This is a genomic window from Oceanicella sp. (assembly GCF_056449545.1).
In genome coordinates, this window is record NZ_JBWOMN010000113.1 from 17,036 (window position 1) to 34,467 (window position 17,432).

Here is a 17,432-nt window from a genome sequence, read left to right on the forward strand (position 1 = left end):
CACGGGCGCAGCGCATGGAAAATCTGGCACTGGTTTTCGCGCTGATCGGCGCGCTCGGGATCGGCGCGCAATGGCTGGCGTGGCGGTTCAACCTGCCCGCCATCGTGCTGATGCTGCTGGCCGGGGTGCTCGCCGGGCCGGTCACGGGGCTGCTTTCGCCCGCTGCGCAATTCGGCGACCTGCTCGGCCCGGCGGTGGGCGCGGCGGTGGCGCTGATCCTGTTCGAGGGCGGGCTGACGCTGAATTTTCACGAACTCGGCGACGCGCGCCCGGCGGTGCGTCGCCTGGCGCTGATCGGCGCGCCTTTGGCCTGGCTGTTCTCGACGCTCGCGGTGCATTTCGTCGCCGGGCTGGGCTGGGAGGTCTCGGCGGTGTTCGGCGGCATTCTGGTCATCACCGGCCCCACCGTGGTCACGCCGCTGCTGCGTCAGGCGCGGCTGGATCCGCGCCCGGCCTCGATCCTGCGCTGGGAGGCGATCGTCAACGATCCGCTGGGGGCGCTCTGCGCGGTGCTGGCCTTCGAACTGGTCGCGGTGTTCGCGGGCGCCGAGGCGACGGGGCTCGGCGCCGCGCTCACGCGTCTGGGGGTCGGCATCGCCGTGGCCGCGGCGTCGGGTTTTCTGGCCGGGCGCGGGCTGGCGGCGGCGTTCCGGCGCGGCTATGTGCCCGAATACCTCAAGGCGCCGGGGATGATCGCCGCGGTGCTCGCGGTCTATGCGGGCAGCGACGCGCTGCTGCATGAAAGCGGGCTGCTGGCGGTGACGGTGATGGGCGTGGTCATGGCCAATGCGCAGCTGCCCTCGCTCAGCGAATTGCTGCGCTTCAAGGAGGCGGTGACGGTGCTGCTGGTCTCCGCCGTGTTCGTGATCCTGGCGGCGACGCTGGACGCGGGCATGATCGCGCGGCTCGACTGGCGGGCGCTGGCTTTCGTGGTCGCGGTGATGGCGGCGGCGCGCCCCGCGGCGGTGCTGCTGTCGCTGGCGGGCGCCGGGCTGACCTGGCGCGAAAAGGCCATCGTCGCCTGGATCGGCCCGCGCGGCGTGGTGGCGGTGGCGGTGTCAGGGTTTTTCGGCGCCCGGCTGGCGGAGATGGGCGTCGCCGACGCCGAGATGCTGGCCCCGCTGGCCTTCGCGCTTGTGGCGGCGACCGTGGTGGCGCACGGGTTCTCGATCAAGCCCGCGGCGCGGTGGCTGGGGCTGAGCTCCACCGAGCCCCTCGGGGTGCTGATCGTCGGGGCCTCGCCCTGGACGGCGGCGCTGGCCGAGACCTTCGCCAAGGCCGGGGCGCCGGTGCTGGTCGCCGATCGCAACTGGAGCAACCTTCGCCATGCGCGGGTGCTCGGGGCGCCGGTCTATTACGGCGAGATCCTGTCCGAACAGGCCGAGCACAGCCTTGACCTCAGCCGCTACGGCGTGGTGATCGCGGCCACCGACAACGACGATTACAACGCCCTGGTCTGCACCGATTTCGCCCCGGAATTCGGCCGCCTGAACGTGTTCCAGATCGGCCGCGCCGAGGACCACGCCGCCGGGCGGCGCGGTTTGCCGGTGACGCTGGGCGGGCGGGCGCTGGGCGCGGGCGGCGATCACGCGGCGTTCGCGCGCCGCCACGCGCGGGGCTGGCGGTTCTCGCGCACCCCGATCACCGAGGATTACGACGCCGACGCCTGGCGCGCCGAGCGTCCCGAGGCCGAGCTGATCGCCATGCAGGGCGCCAGCGGCGCGCTGGCCTTCGGGTCGCCCGACAAGCCGCTGGCCCCGCGCGCCGGCGGCGCGGCCATCGCCTTCGGCCCGCCGCGCGATTCGTCCCGCGCGCCGGCGCCGAGCTGAGCGAGACGCGCGCGGTCCCTGAAAACCTTGCCGAAAATTCCGGACTCCGGCTAGACTGCGCGTGGATGAGATGCTTGGGAGCGCATGTCATGACGCAGATGCTGACCTCGATCGCGGGGCAGGGCGACCTTCCGCGCTGGTTCGCCCGCGTGTTTGACACCATCGCCGAGCTGAAGCGCGGCAGCTTCGATTTCGAACTGCCCGACGGGCGTCGGTTCAGCGCCCGCAGCGGCGCGCCGGGCCCCGCCGCGCTGGTGCAGGTGCGCAATCCGGCCCTGTTCGCGCGCATCCTGCGCGAGGGCGAGATGGGCTTCGCCGAGGCCTTCATGGAGGGCTGGTGGGACACGCCGGACCTGCAGGCGGTGCTCGACGTGGCGCTGCTCAACAACGATGAAGTCGCCCAGCCCCATGCCGGGGTCGCGCTGGCGCGGTTGATCGAACGCCTGCGCCACTGGATGAACCGCAACACCCGCGCCGGCGCGCGGCGCAACATCGAGGCGCATTACGACCTGGGCAACGCCTTCTACGCCAAGTGGCTGGACCCGACGATGACCTATTCCTCGGCGCTGTTCCACGGGCGGCAGGAAAGCCTCGAAACCGGGCAGATCAACAAATACGTCGCCATCTGCGACGCCATCGCCGCGCCGCGCGACGGCCATGTGCTGGAGATCGGCTGCGGCTGGGGCGGCTTCGCCGAATACGCCGCCGGGACGCGGGGGCTGCGGGTGACCGGGCTGACGATTTCGCCGAGCCAGCGCGATTTCGCCCGCAAGCGCATGTTCGAGGCCGGGCTGGCGGAGCGCGTCAGCATCGAGCTGCGCGATTATCGCGACGAGACCGGGCGCTATGACGGCATCGCCTCCATCGAGATGCTGGAGGCGGTGGGCGAAAGCTACTGGCCGGTGTATTTCCGGGCGCTGCACGACCGCCTGAACCCGGAGGCGCGCGCCACCCTGCAGGCGATCACCGTCGCCGATCGGCTGTTCGCGCGCTACCGCAAGAGCGTCGATTTCGTGCAGAAGCACATTTTCCCCGGCGGAATGCTGCCTTCGCCGCGGGTGTTGCGCGAACAGGCTGCGGGCGCCGGGCTCGATCTGGTTGACAGCGTGGCGTTCGGGCCCTCCTATTCGGAGACCCTGCGGCGCTGGCGCACCCGTTTCAACGCCTGCTGGGACGAGATCGCGCCGCTTGGCTTTGACGAGCGGTTTCAACGCATGTGGAATTTCTATCTGGCCAGCTGCGCGTCCTGTTTCATGGCCGGGACCACGGATGTTTCGCAAGTGACCCTGCGCCGGGCGGGCTGACCCCGCCCCGTCGCGCGCCTTGGCGTATCGGAAGGCGAGCCATGAGCGAAGTCAGAAACCGCATGTCCGGCGGTCGCGCCGTCGCGGCGCTGGCGCTGGCGCTGGCGGGCATGGGCACGGTCAACGTGTTCTTCCACGTCGAACCCCCCGATGATTTCGATCCGGTCGTCCCGGTCTACGCCGCCGCCGCGCTGGTGGGGCTGATCGCCGGCTGGACGCATCTGGGCCCCGCGCTGGGGCGATCCTTCATGCATTCGGCGCTGATGGCGATCGGCGCCGCCTGTTTCGGGCTGGTCTACGGATTGGCGCTGATGGCGGCGAAGATGACGGCCTCGGTCTACGGGTTTTCCAGCTTTGGCACGGTGATGGACCTGTTCAACTTCCTGCTCATGCGCATGCAGGCGTATTTTCTGCTGTTCTTGCGGCCCGGCCCGGTGATTTCGCTGGTGGCGGGGGCGGTGATCGCCGGGCTGGTCGCGGAGCATTTCCAGCGCCGCTGGCGTTGAGGCGCCGCGCCGGTCCGCCGGAGCATTTGCTTTCGGCGCCCGGCGTGGTATCGGCTGCCCCCTGACGGAAATGTCTGCCCGGACGGACGGACTTCCGGCTCGACCAACCCGGAATTTGGGGAAAGCACATGCAAGATCTCGACGCGCTGAGAGGCCGGTATCTTGAGCGCATCGCCGCCGCCGAGGACGAAAACGCGCTGGAATCGGTGCGCGTCGCCGCCCTTGGCAAGAAGGGCGAGCTGAGCCTGATGATGCGCGAACTGGGCAAGATGACGCCGGACGAACGCAAGCAGGCCGGCCCGGCGCTGAACGCGCTGAAGGGCGCGCTGAACGCGGCGCTGGCGGCGCGGCGCGCGACGCTGGCCGACGCGGCGCTGGCGCGGCGGCTGGCGGGCGAGTGGCAGGACGTGACGCTGGCGGCGCGGCCCCGGCGCGAGGGGTCGATCCACCCGGTGAGCCAGGCCGCCGAGGAGGTGATGGCGATTTTCGCCGATCTCGGCTTCGCCGTCGCCGAAGGCCCGCAGATCGAAGACGACTGGCACAATTTCGACGCGCTCAACATCCCGCCCGAACATCCCTCGCGCCAGGAGATGGACACGTTTTACCTGTCGCGCGAAGCGGGCGACGCGCGCCCGCCGCATGTGCTGCGCACCCACACCTCGCCGGTGCAGATCCGCACCATGCAGGCCGAAGGGGCGCCGCTCAGGATCATCGCGCCGGGCCGGGTCTATCGCTGCGACTACGACCAGACCCACACGCCGATGTTTCATCAGGTGGAGGGGCTGGCGATCGACCGCGACATCTCCATGGCCAATCTGAAATGGGTGCTGGAGGAATTCTGCAAGGCGTTCTTCGAGGTCGAGGACATGGAATTGCGCTTCCGCGCCTCGCATTTCCCGTTCACCGAACCCTCCGCCGAGGTGGACATCCGCTGTTCCTGGGCCGGCGGGCAGCTGAAGCTCGGCGAGGGCGACGACTGGATGGAGATCCTCGGCTCAGGCATGGTGCATCCCAAGGTGCTGAAGGCGGCGGGGGTGGACCCGGATATCCACCAGGGCTTTGCCTTCGGCATCGGCATCGACCGGCTGGCGATGCTGAAATACGGCATCCCCGACCTGCGGGCGTTCTTTGACAGCGACCTGCGCTGGCTGCGCCATTACGGGTTCCGGGCGCTGGACGTGCCGACGCTGCATGGCGGGCTGAGCGCGTAAAGGAGGTTGAGATGGCCGCAAAGACCAAGGATCCGACGATCCGCTGCGACAAGGCGCCGGTGGCGCTGATCGACCGGGCGGTGGTGCATGACGGCGCCCCGATCCTGTTCGTGTTTCACGAGGATGACGACCCCTCGGGCTGGGCGTTTCTCAAGCAGCACATGAACAACGAGAACTACGCCGAGGACCTGATGCTCGACTGCCTGCACTGCATCCTGGAGCGCCACCCCGAACTCGCCGAACTGCGCGATCTGCCCGAGGAGCACTGGGCGCATCGCGAGGACGCGACGTCGCCCTGGCGGATCGGCGCCTTCGATGAAGACGAGGACATCAGGTGACGCCCCTGTAGGGCGGATCCCGATCCGCCATTGGCCGCCGCGCCAACGGCGGATCGAGCTCCGCCCTGCGCAAGACGCGCCGACAGCGAGAGACTTGCGAGCGCGGCGGCGGACCCACGCGTTCGGAACTGACGAGGCATGACATGAAATTCACCCTCTCCTGGCTCAGGGATCATCTCGACACCGAGGCGAGCCTTGACGACATCCTGGACACCCTCACCGACCTTGGCCTCGAGGTCGAGGGCGTCGAGGATCCGGCGGCGGCGCTGGGCGGGTTTCGCATCTGCCGGGTGATCGAGGCCGCGAAACACCCCAATGCCGACAAGCTGCGCCTGTGCCGGGTCGAAACCTGGCCCGGTGGCCCGGATAAACCGTCGCAGGAGGTGCAGGTGGTCTGCGGCGCCCCCAATGCGCGCACCGGCATGGTGGGGGTGTTCGCGGCGCCGGGCAGCCATATCCCGGGCACCGGGGTCGATCTCAAGCCCGGGGTGATCCGGGGCGTCGAATCCAACGGCATGCTGTGCTCCGAGCGCGAACTGATGATTTCCGAGGACCATGACGGGGTCATCGACCTGCCCGCCGACGCGCCGCTGGGCGCGCGCTACATCGACTACGCCGACATGAACGATCCGGTGATCGAGATCGCCATCACCCCCAACCGCCCCGACGCGCTGGGCGTCGCCGGGGTGGCGCGGGATCTGGCGGCGCGCGGGCTCGGGACGCTGAAAACCCCGGCGACGGCGCCGGTGGCGGGCGTCTACGCCAGCCCCATCGGGGTGCGCCTTGCGGCGGAGGTGGCCGACAAGGCCTGCCCGCTGTTCGTCGGGCGCCATATTCGCGGCGTGACCAACGGTCCGAGCCCCAAATGGCTGCAGCAGCGGCTGCGGGCCATCGGGCTGCGGCCGATCTCGGCGCTGGTGGACGTGACCAATTTCCTGACCTTCGACCGCGCCCGGCCGGTGCATGCGTTCGACGCCGACAAGGTGACGGGGGACATCGAGGCGCGGTTCGCGCGCGAAGGCGAGACCATCCTGGCGCTCGACGGCAAGGAATACGCGCTTGAGCCCGGCATGACGGTGATCGCCGATCGGGCGGGGCCCGAGGCGATCGGCGGGGTCATGGGCGGCGAGGACTCCGCCTGCCACGCCGACACCGTCAACGTGTTCGTGGAATGCGCCTGGTTCGACCCGGTGCGCACGGCGATGACCGGGCGCAAGCTGAAGATCGGTTCGGACGCGCGCTATCGCTTCGAGCGCGGCGTCGATCCGGCGTTCGCGCGTGAGGGCATGGAGATCGCCACGCGGATGATTCTCGATCTTTGCGGCGGCGAGGCGTCCGAGGTGGTGGTTGCGGGCAAGGCCCCCGACACGGCGCGCAGCTACGCGCTGCGCCCGGATCGGGTGGCCCGACTGGTGGGCATGGAGATCGATTGGGACGAGCAGCTGCGGATTCTCGACTCGCTGGGCTTCCGGGCGACCCGCACCGCTGCGGGCGCCGATGTGGCCGTGCCGAGCTGGCGCCCCGACGTGCATGGCGAGGCCGATCTGGTCGAGGAGATCGCCCGCGTCGCCTCGCTGACCAAGCTGGTTTCCAAACCCCTGGCCCGCCCCGCCGGGGTCACCGAGCGAAAGCTCACCCCGATGCAGCGGCGCGAGGCCGCGACGCGGCGCAATCTGGCGGCGCAGGGTCTGAACGAATGCGTCACCTATTCCTTTGTCTCCAAGCCCGAGGCGACGCTGTTCGGCGGCGGCGGGGACGCGATGGCGCTCGACAACCCGATCAGCTCCGAGATGAGCCACATGCGCCCCTCGCTGCTGCCCGGCCTGCTGGCGGCGGCGTCGCGCAATCAGGCGCGGGGGTTTGCTGATCTGGCGCTGTTCGAAATCGGCCCGGTGTTCCATGGCGCCGAGCCCGAGGACCAGAAACGCCACGCCTCGGGCGTGCTGATCGGGGCTACGGCGCCGCGCCACTGGTCGGGGGCGCGCCGACCGGTGGACCTGCATGACGCCAAGGGCGCGGCCGAGGCGGCGCTGGGGGCCATGGGGGTCGCCACCGACCGGCTGATGGCGCTGCGCAAGGCGCCTGACTGGTTCCATCCGGGGCGCTCGGCGGTGCTGAGCCTCGGCCCCAGGAACCCGCTGGCGGCGTTCGGCGAGCTGCACCCGCGGGTGCTGGAGGCCATGGACGTGAAAGGCCCGGCGGCGGGGTTCACCATCCTGCTCGACAACCCGCCATTCGCGCGCGCCAAGGGCAAGACCCGCCCGGCGCTGAACATTTCGGACCTGCAGGCGGTGGAGCGGGATTTCGCCTTCGTGGTCGATGCGAGGGTCGAGGCCGAGACCATACTGCGCGCCGCGCGGGGCGCCGACAAGAAGCTGATCGAGCGGGCTTTCGTGTTCGACGTGTTCGAGGGCCCCAGGGCGGCGGCGCAGTTCGGCGAGGGGCGCAAGTCCGTGGCCTTCAGCGTGCGGCTTCAGCCCCGCTCGAAAACCCTCACCGATGCGGAGATCGAAGCCGTGGCGGCGAAGATCGTCGCCGCGGTCGCCAAGGCGACGGGCGGCGAGCTGCGCGGCTGAACCCGGGCGGCGCAGCGGGAGTGGCGCGGCGCAAGACAGCGGCGCCGCGCCCGGGCGCCTGACCCGGGACCGCCCGCGCGGGTCCCGCCGCTCAGTCCGATCTGGGCACGTTGGCGCCGATCTTTGACGCCGGGCGCTTCATGGCGCGCTCCAACCAGTCATCCACATTGGGGAAATCGTCAAGCTCCAGCCGCTCGCCCGCGGCATAGAACCGCTCCAGCGTCATCACCCAGGGCCAGGTCGCCACGTCGGCGATGGTGCAGTCGTCCCCCATGATCCAGCGCCGCCCCTCCAGCCGGTTGTCCAGCACGCCCAGCAGGCGGCGGGTCTCGTTGGCGTAGCGCTCGACCGGGTAGGGGTCGTTCACCTTGTCGGCGGCGTATTTGTAGAAATGCCCGAACTGCCCGAACATCGGCCCGACGCCGCCCATCTGGAACATCAGCCACTGGATGGTCTCGATGCGTCGCGCCGGGTCGGCGGGCAGAAGTTTGCCGGTCTTTTCCGCCAGATACAGCAGGATGGCCCCGGATTCCCACAGCCCGATCGGCCCGTCCGGCCCGTTGGGGTCGATGATCGCCGGGATCTTGTTGTTGGGGTTCAGGGACATGAATTCGGGGGTCAGCTGATCGTCGGCGGAAAAGCTGATCAGATGCGCCTCGTAGGGCAGGCCGACCTCCTCGAGCATGGCCGACACCTTGATGCCGTTCGGGGTGGCCAGCGAATAAAGCTGGATCACGCCCGGATCGGCGGCGGGCCAGCGGTTGGCGATGGGAAAGGCCGAGCTGTCAAACATTTTCTGTTTCCTGCTGTGATATATCAGAAAGCACAGTTAATCCGCTGGTTTGCCGTTTCAACCATCAACGAACGGCGCAAATTCGTTTCCCTTCTCCCAACAATCGCCTGAAACGCCTGTCAACGTCACAGCCTCAGCCGGGCCCATGCGACGCAAGCCCGGGCCCGGCTGAGATGCGCTGCAATGGAGAGACAAAGATGTTTCAGGAATTCAAGGATTTCGCCGTCAAGGGCAACATGGTCGACATGGGCGTCGGCATCGTCATCGGCGCCGCCTTCACCACCATCGTCAAGAGCCTCGTGACGGACATAATCAACCCGATCATCGGGCTGTTCACCGGCGGCCTGGACTTTTCCGGCCTGTATCTCAACCTGTCCGGGCAAGAGGTCGACTCGGCGGCGGCGGCCAGGGAGGCCGGGTTGGCGGTGATCACCTATGGCGTGTTCATCAACGCGGTGATCAGTTTTCTGATCGTCGCCTGGATTCTGTTCCTGGTCATCCGGGCGGTGAATTCCATGAGGAAAGAGGCCGAAGCCGAAGCCGAACCCGAGGCCCCCGCCGGCCCCACGCAGGAGCAGCTGCTCGTCGAGATCCGCGACCTGCTGGCAAAGCGCGCATGATCGGGGGGCGGCCCCGCAATCCCCCCGCCCCCGGGGCTCCCCCGTCAGATCTTCAGCGCCTCGGCCGGGGCGATCGAGTCGCGCCCCAGCGCCTCGCCCACCGCATGGTTGGTCAGACGCCCGGCATGGGCGTTGAGCCCGTCGAGCAGATGCGGATCCTCGGCGCAGGCCCGTTTCCAGCCCTTGTCGGCGAGCGCCAGCAGGAACGGCATGGTGGCGTTGCCCAGCGCGATGGTCGCGGTGCGCGGCACGGCGCCGGGCATGTTGGCGACGCAGTAATGCACGATGCCGTCGACCCGGTAGATCGGATCGTCATGGGTGGTGGCCTTCGAGGTCTCGAAGCAGCCGCCCTGGTCGATCGCCACGTCGACGATCGCCGCGCCCGGCTTCATGTCGCCAAGCTGCGCGCGCGACACCAGTTTCGGCGCCGCGGCGCCCGGGACCAGCACCGCGCCCACCACCATGTCGGCGCGCGCGATCATCTCCGCCGTCGCGGCGCGCGAGGCGTGGCGGGTGCCGAAGGCGTCGCCGAACACGTCGTCGAGATAGCGCATCCGCGGCAGCGACATGTCCATCACCGTCACCTGCGCGCCCATGCCCGCGGCGACCTTTGCCGCGTGGGCCCCCACCACGCCGCCGCCGATCACCACCACTTCGGCCGGGCCGACGCCGGGCACGCCGCCCATCAGCGTGCCGCGCCCGCCATTGGCCTTCTGCAGCGCCCAGGCGCCCATCTGCGGGGCCAGCCGGCCCGCGACCTCGGACATGGGCGCCAGCAGCGGCAGCCCGCCATGGCCGTCGGTGACGGTTTCGTAGGCGATGGCGGTGACGCCGCTTTCCAGCAGATCGGCGGTCTGGGCCGGGTCGGGCGCCAGGTGCAGATAGGTGAACAGCACCTGCCCCTCGCGCAGCCGTTTGCGTTCGACGGGCTGGGGCTCCTTGACCTTGACGATCATCTCGGCCGCTTCGAACACCGCCGCGGCGTCGTTCATGATCCGCGCCCCGGCCTCGCGGTAATCCGCGTCGGGGAACCCGGCGCCGAGCCCGGCGTCGGTCTCGATCAGCACCTCATGTCCGTGATGCACGGCCTCGCGCGCCACGGCGGGCGTCATGCCGACGCGATATTCCTGGTTCTTGATTTCCTTGGGGCATCCGATCCGCATGATCCGTCTCCACGGCAAAGCATGTTGCGCCTGCGCCAGAGCCTGCGCCTGACTCGCCAAAATGTGCTTGCAAATATCCCTTGTGCAGCCGCGAAAGAATGCAATAATTCCGCGGAAAATGCGCATGACCTCATCAGATATTGCGATTGACGCCAAGGACCGGGCGATTCTCACCGTGCTGCAGCGCGAGGGACGCCTGCCCAATTCCGAACTCGCCGATCGGGTGAACCTCTCCGCCTCCGCCTGCCATCGCCGGGTGGCGCGGCTGGAGCGCGACGGGGTGATCCAAGGCTACGCGGCGCTGATCGACCCGCGCGCGGTGGGGCGGCGATCGACGGTGTTCGTGGAAATCACCCTGCAGGGGCAAAGCGACGAGATTCTTGAGGCTTTCGAAGCCGGCGTCGCCCGCATCCCCGACGTGCTGGAATGCCATCTCATGGCCGGCGCCGCCGATTACCTGCTGAAGATCGCCGCCCGCGACCCGGATGATTTCGCCCGCATCCATCGCCAGCATCTGGCGCGCCTGCCCGGCGTCAGTCAGATGCAGTCGAGCTTCGCCTTGCGCCGCGTGGTCAGCACCACCGCGCTGCCCATGGATTGATCGTCGCGACGCCCGCCGCCAAAAGCCGCCCGAAGCCCGCTGCGCCCCCGGCGAAATCGCGGGTGTTCGGGGCGGGGATCGCATGTGAAATCGCGCCTCAGCCGAGCAGCGCCTGCATCGCGTAAAGCACGCTCATGCCGGCGAAAATTCCGCCCAGCAGCGAGCGCGTCGCCATCCCCGTCGCCAGGGCCGCCAGCCCCGCGAAAAGCCTGGCCGGGTCGAGCGCGCCGCCGCTTGCCTCGGGCCAGACCACCAGCGGCGCCGCCATGGCCGGCAGCACCGTCACCGGCACGAAGCGCAGCAGGCGGATGGCCAAGTCCGGCATCTTGCGCCCGCCGAGAAACCCGATGAAGGAAAACCGGATCAGCCACGTGCCAAACCCCAGCGCCGCGATCGCGCCCCACAGCGCCGGGCCCGACAGCCCGGTCACGAGCGGCCCTCCAGCGCGGTTTCCACCGCATAGCCCACGGCGATGCCAAGCCCGGCGGCGATCAGCAGCCCCGTGCCGTAGGGCGCCCAGCCCAGCGCCAGCGCGCCGATCGAGGCCGCCAGCGCCGCCGCCATGTCCGGAATCCGGCGCAGCATCGGCGCGGCGATGGCGATGTAGGCCACCGGCACTGCGAAATCCAGCGAATATCCCGGCGGGATCGCCGCCCCGAACAGCGCCCCCAGAAACGCCCCGAGATACCAGAACGGCAGCGTCGGGACCCCGACGCCGAAATAATAGGCCAGCTTTTCGCGCAGCGGCGCCTCGGGGTCGGCCAGATAGCGGCGGATCGACAGCGCATAGACCTGATCGACCATGAAATACGCCGCCACCGCCCGCACCCCCAGCGGCGCCCGCCCCAGATGCGGGGTCAACGAGGCCGAATACATCGCCATGCGCATGTTCACCGCCAGCGCCGTCAGGATCGCCGCATAGACCGGCGCGCCGTCCGAGATCTGCTGCACGAAGGCGAATTGCGAGGCCCCGGCGATCACCAGCGCCGACAGGGTCATGGCCTCGGCCAGCGGCATTCCGGCCTCGGTGGCGACCACGCCGAACAGCATGGCGAAGGGCAGCACCACGATCACGAAGGGCAGCCCCGCGACCGCTCCGGCCCGGAAGGCGGCGGCGGCGGTCGGGCGCGCGGTCGCGGCGGCGGTCGGGCGCGCGGTCGCTGGGGTCTCGCGGATGGACATGGCGGCCTCCCTGCGGCAAAACTTGTCAGGATGCCTTACCTGTTCCGCGCCCGCTCCGCCAATGAAGGTTTGCGCCCGATGCACGAAGATTTCCTGATCGCCCCGGACCCGGCCGCGCCGCGCCTCACCCGCGCGGTCACAGGCGTCGATCACGAGGGCGCGGCGCAGACCATCCGCGTGGTCGAGGAGCGCCCCCTGACCATCTACCTCAACGCGCAGGAGATCGTCACCGCCATGACCATCGGCGACTATCCCGAATTTCTCGCCGTGGGCTATCTGCGCAACCAGGGCATGCTGCGCGACGACGACGTGCTGACCGGGGTCGATTGCGACGCGGAGCTGGAGGTGGCGGTGGTGCGCACCGAACGGCGCACCGATTACGAGGACAAGCTGAAAAGGAAGACCCGCACCTCGGGCTGCGCCGTGGGCACGGTGTTCGGCGACATGATGGAGGGGCTCGACGGGCTGACCCTGCCGGGCGCGGAGCTGCGCACCTCGTGGCTGTATGGGCTGGCGAAAAAGATCAACACGGTCCCGAGCCTGTATCTGGAGGCCGGGGCGATTCATGGCTCGGTGCTGTGCCGCCGCGATCGCCCGCTGGTCTACATGGAGGATGTGGGCCGCCACAACGCGGTGGACAAGATCGCCGGATGGATGCTGATGGAGCGGGAAAGCGCCGCCGACAAGATCCTTTACACCACCGGGCGGCTGACCTCGGAGATGGTGATCAAGACTGCGCTGATGGGCATTCCGGTTCTGGCCTCGCGATCGGGGTTCACCGCCTGGGGGGTGGAGATCGCGCAGCAGGTGGGGCTGACGCTGGTCGGCCGCCTGCGCGGCAAGCGTTTTGTGTGTCTTTCGGGGGCGGAGCGGCTGATCTGGGACGCGGATATGTCCAAAATCGTCGACGAGGGGCGCAAGTCGGGGCGAAAGGGCGCGCGCGATGCATGATCTTTCGGGCGACGTCGCGCCGTTCGGCGTCATCCTCGCCGGCGGGCGCGCCAGCCGCATGGGCGGCGGCGACAAGGCGCTGCTGGATCTGGCCGGGCGGCCGCTGCTGGCCCATGTGATCGCGCGGCTGGCCCCGCAGGTCGGGGCGCTGGCGCTGAACGCCAATGGCGACGCGGCGCGGTTTTCGGACTGGGGTCTGCCGGTGATCGCCGACAGCGTCGGCGGCTATCCGGGGCCGCTGGCGGGGGTTCTGGCGGGCATGGACTGGGCGGCGGCGCGCGGCGCGTCGCATATCGTCACAGCCGCCGCTGACACGCCGTTCTTTCCGCGCGACCTCGCGGCGCGGCTGATCGCGGCGGCGCGGGCCGAGGGAACGCCGCTGGCCATGGCGGCGACGCCGGAGCGCGGAGGCCTGGCGCGCCAGCCCACATTCGGGCTGTGGCCGGTGGCGCTGCGCGAGGATCTGCGCGCGGCGCTGGCGGGGGGGCTGCGCAAGGTGGTGCAGTGGACCGAGCCGCTTGGCTGCGCGCGGGCGGTGTTCGAAACCGGCGCGCGGAATCCGTTCTTCAACGTCAACACGCCGGCGGATCTGGCGGAGGCGGCGCGCATCGCCGGCGCGCGTCAGAAGGTTTTCGGCGTGGTGGGCTGGAAGAATTCCGGCAAGACCACGCTGATGGAAAAACTGGTGGCGCAGATCACGGCGCGGGGGTTTTCGGTGTCGACGGTGAAGCATGCGCATCACGCCTTTGACGTGGACCGGCCGGGCAAGGACAGCCATCGGCATCGCCAGGCCGGGGCGCGCGAGGTGCTGCTGGTGTCCGCAAATCGCTGGGCGTTGATGCATGAGCTGCGCGACGCGCCCGAGCCGCCGCTGGAGACCTTGCTGGAGCGCCTCGCGCCGGTGGACCTGGTGCTGATCGAAGGCTACAAGCGCGACCCTCACCCCAAGATCGAGGCCCATCGCGCCGCCACCGGCAAGTCGTTGATCGCGCCGGGCGATCCGACGGTGCGCGCGGTGGCGAGCGACGAACCGGCGCCGGGCGACGTGCCGGTGTTCGGGCTGGACGACGCGCGCGGGATCGCCGATTTCATATTGGCGGAGACCGGGCTGGAGGCGCGCCGATGAGCGGGCCGCGCATCGGGCCGCGCATGGGGGCGCCTTCGGGGCCCGGCCCGGCCGTCGGGGGCGTCGAGCCCCCTCCGTCCGCAGCGCCGAAGGGGCGCTGGGACCGTTGCCGGCGTCGGCGCGCATGACCGGGGCCGGGACCGACAAGGCGCTGGCGCCTGAGGATCCGCCGCGGCTGCGCAATGATTGCTTCGCCTTGCCGCCGGGCGTCGACTGGGCGCCCGTGGATGCGGCGCTGGCGCGGCTCCGGGCCCGTTGCGGGGTCGTGGCGGGGCGCGAGGATGCGCCGGTCGCCGAGGCCGAGGGGCGGATTCTGGCGGCGCCGGTCTATGCGCTGCGCGACAATCCGGCGGCGGCGAATTCGGCGGTGGACGGCTTCGCCTTCGCCCATGACGCGCTGACCGGCGCCGACCCCGAGGAGCTGGACTTGCTGGACGGGCGCGCCGCCGCCGGGGCGCCCTATGGCGGCGTGGTGCCGCCCGGCGCGGCGGTTCGGGTGCTGACCGGGGCGGTGTTGCCCAAGGGCTGCGACACGGTTGTGCTGCAGGAGGATATCGGCGTCGCGGGCGGCAGGCTGCGCCTGCGCCCGGGGTTGAAGCGCGGCGCGAACCGGCGCAAGGCGGGCGAGGATGCGCGGGCGGGGGCCGAGATCCTGCCGGCGGGCGGCGTGCTGGCGGCGCAGGATCTGGCGCTGGCGATCGCCACTGGCGTCGGCGTCGTGTCCGTGCGGCGGCGGCTGCGGGTGGCGGTGCTGTCCACGGGGGATGAATTGCTGCCCCCCGGCGCGCCGCCGCGGCATGGCGCGATCCATGATTCCAACCGGCCGATGCTGGCGGCCATGGCGGCGCGCTGGGGGTTTGAGGCGGTTGATCTGGGCTGCGCGGCGGATGACGCGGGCGCGGTGCGCGCGGCGCTGGACCGGGGCGCGGCCGCGGCGGATGCGATCCTGACTTCGGGCGGCGCCTCGGCGGGCGAGGAGGATCACGTGTCGGCGGCGCTGCGCGACGCCGGGGCGTTGACGGAATGGCGGGTGGCGATGAAACCGGGGCGGCCGCTGGCGCTGGCGTCCTGGAACGGCGCGGCGGTTTTCGGGTTGCCGGGCAACCCGGTGGCGGCGTTCGTCTGCGCGCTGATCTTCGCGCGCCCGGCGCTGATGGCGATGGCGGGCGCGGCATGGCCCGCGCCCATGGCGCTGACCTTGCCCGCGGCATTCGCCAAGCGCCGCAAGCCGGGGCGGCGGGAATATCTGCGCGCGCGGCTTGACGCCGACGGCCGGGTCGAGGCGTTTCGCTCGGAGGGTTCGGGGTTGATCTCCGGGCTGAGCTGGGCCGACGGGCTGTGCGAACTGCCCGAAGACGGGCGGGACGTGGCGCCGGGCGATCCGGTGCGCTACCTGCCCTTCGCCGGGTTCGGTCTGTGAGCGCGCCATCCGCTCCGCCGTCGCGAAAAACCGGTTTCTTCGCCCCCGAGGGCCTGCGCACCGCCGGGTTCTACGCCGCCCTGTTCGCCGCGCTTGGCGTGCATCTGCCGTTCTGGCCGCTGTGGCTGGCGCAATGGGGGCTGGGGGCGGCGGCGATCGGCGGCTTCCTGGCCGCCGGGACGGTGACGCGGGTCGTCGCCGGGCTGGCGCTGCCGGTGCTGGCCGATCGCTGGGATGCGCGGCGCGTTCTGCTCGGGGTCATGGGGGGCTTCGGGGCGCTGGTGTTTCTCGCCCACCGCTGGATCGGGACCGAGGGCGCGCTGTTCGTCGCCACATTGGCCAGCACCGCGAGCTTCGCCGCGCTGATGCCGGTGGGCGATGCGCTGGGCGCGGCGGCGGCGCGGGCGTTCCGGTTCGAATACGCCCATGCGCGCAGCGCCGGGTCGGCGGCGTTTCTGTTCGCCAATCTGGGCTTTGGCGCCTGGATCGGGACCATGGGGCCGGGGGTGGCGCTGTGGGGGATCGTGTTTTTCCTTGCCTGCGCCGGGTGGCTGGGGGCGACGCATCCCGGCGGCGGGCGCGTGGTTGCGCGGCAAAAGCCGACATTGGCCGAGACCGGACGGCTGTTCGCGTCGCCGGCGTTCCTGATCTTCGTGCTGGCCATGGGGCTCAGCCAGGCCTCGCATGCGGTGTTCTACGCCTATGGCTCGATCCATTGGCGGGCGCTGGGCATCGGCGAGGCGGAAATCGGCGCGCTCTGGGCCTTTGGCGTGGCGGCTGAGGTGGCGCTGATGGCGGTCTGGGGGCCGGGGCTGCTGCGCCGGCTCGGCCCGGTCAAGGTGGTGGCGCTGTCGGGCGGCGTCGGGGTCGTGCGCTGGGCGCTGATGGCGTTGGATCCCGTGGGGCCGGCGCTGTGGCTGCTGCAGGGGAGCCATGCGCTGACCTTCGCCGCCGGGCATCTGGCGGTGATCGCCTTCGTTTCGGCGGCGGCGCCGCATCGGCTGGCGGGGTCGGCGCAGGGGTTGCTTGGGGCGGCGTCCGGCGCCATCACCGCGGCGGCGATGGCGCTGGCGGCGGCGGTCTATCCGACGGTGGGCGGCGAGGCCTACTGGATCGCCAGCGCCCTGTCGGCGGGCGGGCTGGCGGCGGCGATCTGGCTGGCGCGGGTCTGGGACGGCGGGCGGATCGCGGTCTGAGGCGCCGCCCCCGGCGTCAGTCGAAGGCGCCCACGGTCTGGGCCACCAGCATGAAGGCGCGCCCGGTGCGGGTGTCGGCGATGACGGGCAGCTGCGCCTCGGCGCGGGGGTCGTCGAGGGTCTTGCGCAGCACGCCGTCGAAGCGGCGCATCAGGTGCATGGCGGTGTCGCGAAAAATCGGGTCGGATTTCATCATCGCGCGCACCTGCTCCACCGCCTCGGGGGCGACGATGCCGCCGACCGCCGCCACCTCGGGGCCGCGGGCGCCGTGGGCGAATCGCGCCCAGGCGGCGGCGGGCGCGAGCCGGGCCTCCAGATCCTCCATGTAGATCCCATTCTGGGCGAGCATGGTCAGCGTGTCCTCCGCCGCCTGCAGCAGGTCCGAGACCGCCGGATCGCGCAGCGCCGTGCGCAGGGCGGCGAAACCCTGCTCGTCGCTTTCGTCGCGGGGGAAATTCAGCGCCGTGGCGATGGTGGGCCAGTCGAGCGCCGGGGCCGGCGGATCGTCGCTGAGCGGCAGCGAGGCCTGCGCGGTTTCGGCCAGGGGCGCCGCGCGCGCGCGCGGCGGCGCGGCGGGGATGGTCGGGCGCGGTTGCGCGGCGGGCGATCGGGCGGC

16 protein-coding genes and 2 pseudogenes are annotated in these 17,432 nt (G+C 70.6%); 13 read left to right on the top strand and 5 right to left on the bottom strand.

Annotated elements, in window-relative coordinates; all coding sequences use genetic code 11:
- Positions 1-14 precede the first annotated feature (14 nt).
- The 6 genes from AC1HC7_RS14745 to pheT all read left to right on the top strand — a co-directional run bounded on the left by AC1HC7_RS14745 (position 15) and on the right by pheT (position 7,764).
- Complete coding sequence (locus tag AC1HC7_RS14745; protein WP_479499174.1) at positions 15-1,829, top strand: cation:proton antiporter; 1,815 nt, start codon at positions 15-17, stop codon at positions 1,827-1,829.
- Between the two features lie 89 nt (positions 1,830-1,918).
- Positions 1,919-3,133: a class I SAM-dependent methyltransferase gene (locus AC1HC7_RS14750; protein WP_479495092.1), complete on the top strand. Its 1,215-nt coding sequence runs from the start codon at positions 1,919-1,921 to the stop codon at positions 3,131-3,133.
- Between the two features lie 41 nt (positions 3,134-3,174).
- A complete protein-coding gene (locus tag AC1HC7_RS14755; protein ID WP_479495093.1) occupies positions 3,175-3,639 on the top strand; it encodes a TrgA family protein in 465 nt (154 codons plus the stop codon).
- A 128-nt stretch (positions 3,640-3,767) separates the two neighbouring features.
- Positions 3,768-4,850, top strand: coding sequence for a phenylalanine--tRNA ligase subunit alpha (gene pheS / locus AC1HC7_RS14760; protein ID WP_479495094.1), 1,083 nt, complete (start codon positions 3,768-3,770; stop codon positions 4,848-4,850).
- A gap of 11 nt (positions 4,851-4,861) precedes the next feature.
- Positions 4,862-5,188 carry a hypothetical protein gene (locus AC1HC7_RS14765; RefSeq protein WP_479495095.1) on the top strand — a complete coding sequence of 109 codons (327 nt, stop codon included), beginning with the start codon at positions 4,862-4,864 and terminating at the stop codon, positions 5,186-5,188.
- A gap of 143 nt (positions 5,189-5,331) precedes the next feature.
- Complete coding sequence (gene pheT, locus AC1HC7_RS14770) at positions 5,332-7,764, top strand: phenylalanine--tRNA ligase subunit beta (protein ID WP_479495096.1); 2,433 nt, start codon at positions 5,332-5,334, stop codon at positions 7,762-7,764.
- Positions 7,765-7,855: 91 nt separating this feature from the next.
- On the opposite strand, the gene AC1HC7_RS14775 is transcribed toward pheT, so the two are convergent.
- Positions 7,856-8,557: a glutathione binding-like protein gene (locus tag AC1HC7_RS14775; protein WP_479495097.1), complete on the bottom strand. Its 702-nt coding sequence runs from the start codon at positions 8,555-8,557 to the stop codon at positions 7,856-7,858.
- A 197-nt stretch (positions 8,558-8,754) separates the two neighbouring features.
- Between AC1HC7_RS14775 and mscL the strand changes: the two genes are divergently transcribed.
- The gene (gene mscL / locus AC1HC7_RS14780) at positions 8,755-9,177 is read left to right on the top strand and encodes a large conductance mechanosensitive channel protein MscL (RefSeq protein ID WP_479495098.1); all 423 of its coding nucleotides are present in this window, start codon (positions 8,755-8,757) and stop codon (positions 9,175-9,177) included.
- Positions 9,178-9,221: 44 nt separating this feature from the next.
- On the opposite strand, the gene ald is transcribed toward mscL, so the two are convergent.
- The gene (gene ald / locus AC1HC7_RS14785) at positions 9,222-10,340 is read right to left on the bottom strand and encodes an alanine dehydrogenase (RefSeq protein ID WP_479499175.1); all 1,119 of its coding nucleotides are present in this window, start codon (positions 10,338-10,340) and stop codon (positions 9,222-9,224) included.
- Positions 10,341-10,479: 139 nt separating this feature from the next.
- Between ald and AC1HC7_RS14790 the strand changes: the two genes are divergently transcribed.
- Positions 10,480-10,941, top strand: a complete 462-nt coding sequence (locus tag AC1HC7_RS14790) for an Lrp/AsnC family transcriptional regulator (protein ID WP_479495198.1) — start codon at positions 10,480-10,482, stop codon at positions 10,939-10,941.
- Between the two features lie 97 nt (positions 10,942-11,038).
- On the opposite strand, the gene AC1HC7_RS14795 is transcribed toward AC1HC7_RS14790, so the two are convergent.
- Complete coding sequence (locus AC1HC7_RS14795; protein ID WP_479495100.1) at positions 11,039-11,371, bottom strand: AzlD domain-containing protein; 333 nt, start codon at positions 11,369-11,371, stop codon at positions 11,039-11,041.
- Positions 11,368-12,123, bottom strand: a complete 756-nt coding sequence (locus AC1HC7_RS14800; RefSeq protein WP_479495101.1) for an AzlC family ABC transporter permease — start codon at positions 12,121-12,123, stop codon at positions 11,368-11,370. Before AC1HC7_RS14800 ends, AC1HC7_RS14795 begins: the two co-directional genes overlap by 4 nt.
- A gap of 78 nt (positions 12,124-12,201) precedes the next feature.
- Between AC1HC7_RS14800 and AC1HC7_RS14805 the strand changes: the two genes are divergently transcribed.
- The 5 genes and pseudogenes from AC1HC7_RS14805 (at position 12,202) to AC1HC7_RS14825 (ending at position 16,816) form a co-directional block, all read left to right on the top strand.
- Entirely contained in the window at positions 12,202-13,074 is an 873-nt protein-coding gene (locus AC1HC7_RS14805; protein WP_479495102.1) for a formate dehydrogenase accessory sulfurtransferase FdhD, read from the top strand.
- Positions 13,067-13,675 (top strand): annotated as a pseudogene (gene mobA, locus AC1HC7_RS14810) (molybdenum cofactor guanylyltransferase MobA); the annotation flags it as partial. The gene AC1HC7_RS14805 and the pseudogene mobA, both read left to right, overlap by 8 nt.
- 72 nt (positions 13,676-13,747) lie before the next feature.
- Complete coding sequence (mobB, locus tag AC1HC7_RS14815; RefSeq protein WP_479495199.1) at positions 13,748-14,200, top strand: molybdopterin-guanine dinucleotide biosynthesis protein B; 453 nt, start codon at positions 13,748-13,750, stop codon at positions 14,198-14,200.
- Positions 14,201-14,324: 124 nt separating this feature from the next.
- Positions 14,325-15,620, top strand: coding sequence for a molybdopterin-binding protein (locus AC1HC7_RS14820; RefSeq protein WP_479495103.1), 1,296 nt, complete (start codon positions 14,325-14,327; stop codon positions 15,618-15,620).
- Positions 15,617-16,816, top strand: coding sequence for an MFS transporter (locus AC1HC7_RS14825; RefSeq protein ID WP_479495104.1), 1,200 nt, complete (start codon positions 15,617-15,619; stop codon positions 16,814-16,816). The genes AC1HC7_RS14820 and AC1HC7_RS14825 overlap by 4 nt, the downstream gene beginning before the upstream one ends.
- 16 nt (positions 16,817-16,832) lie before the next feature.
- On the opposite strand, the pseudogene AC1HC7_RS14830 reads toward AC1HC7_RS14825, so the two are convergent.
- Positions 16,833-17,432 (bottom strand): annotated as a pseudogene (locus AC1HC7_RS14830) (hypothetical protein); the annotation flags it as partial.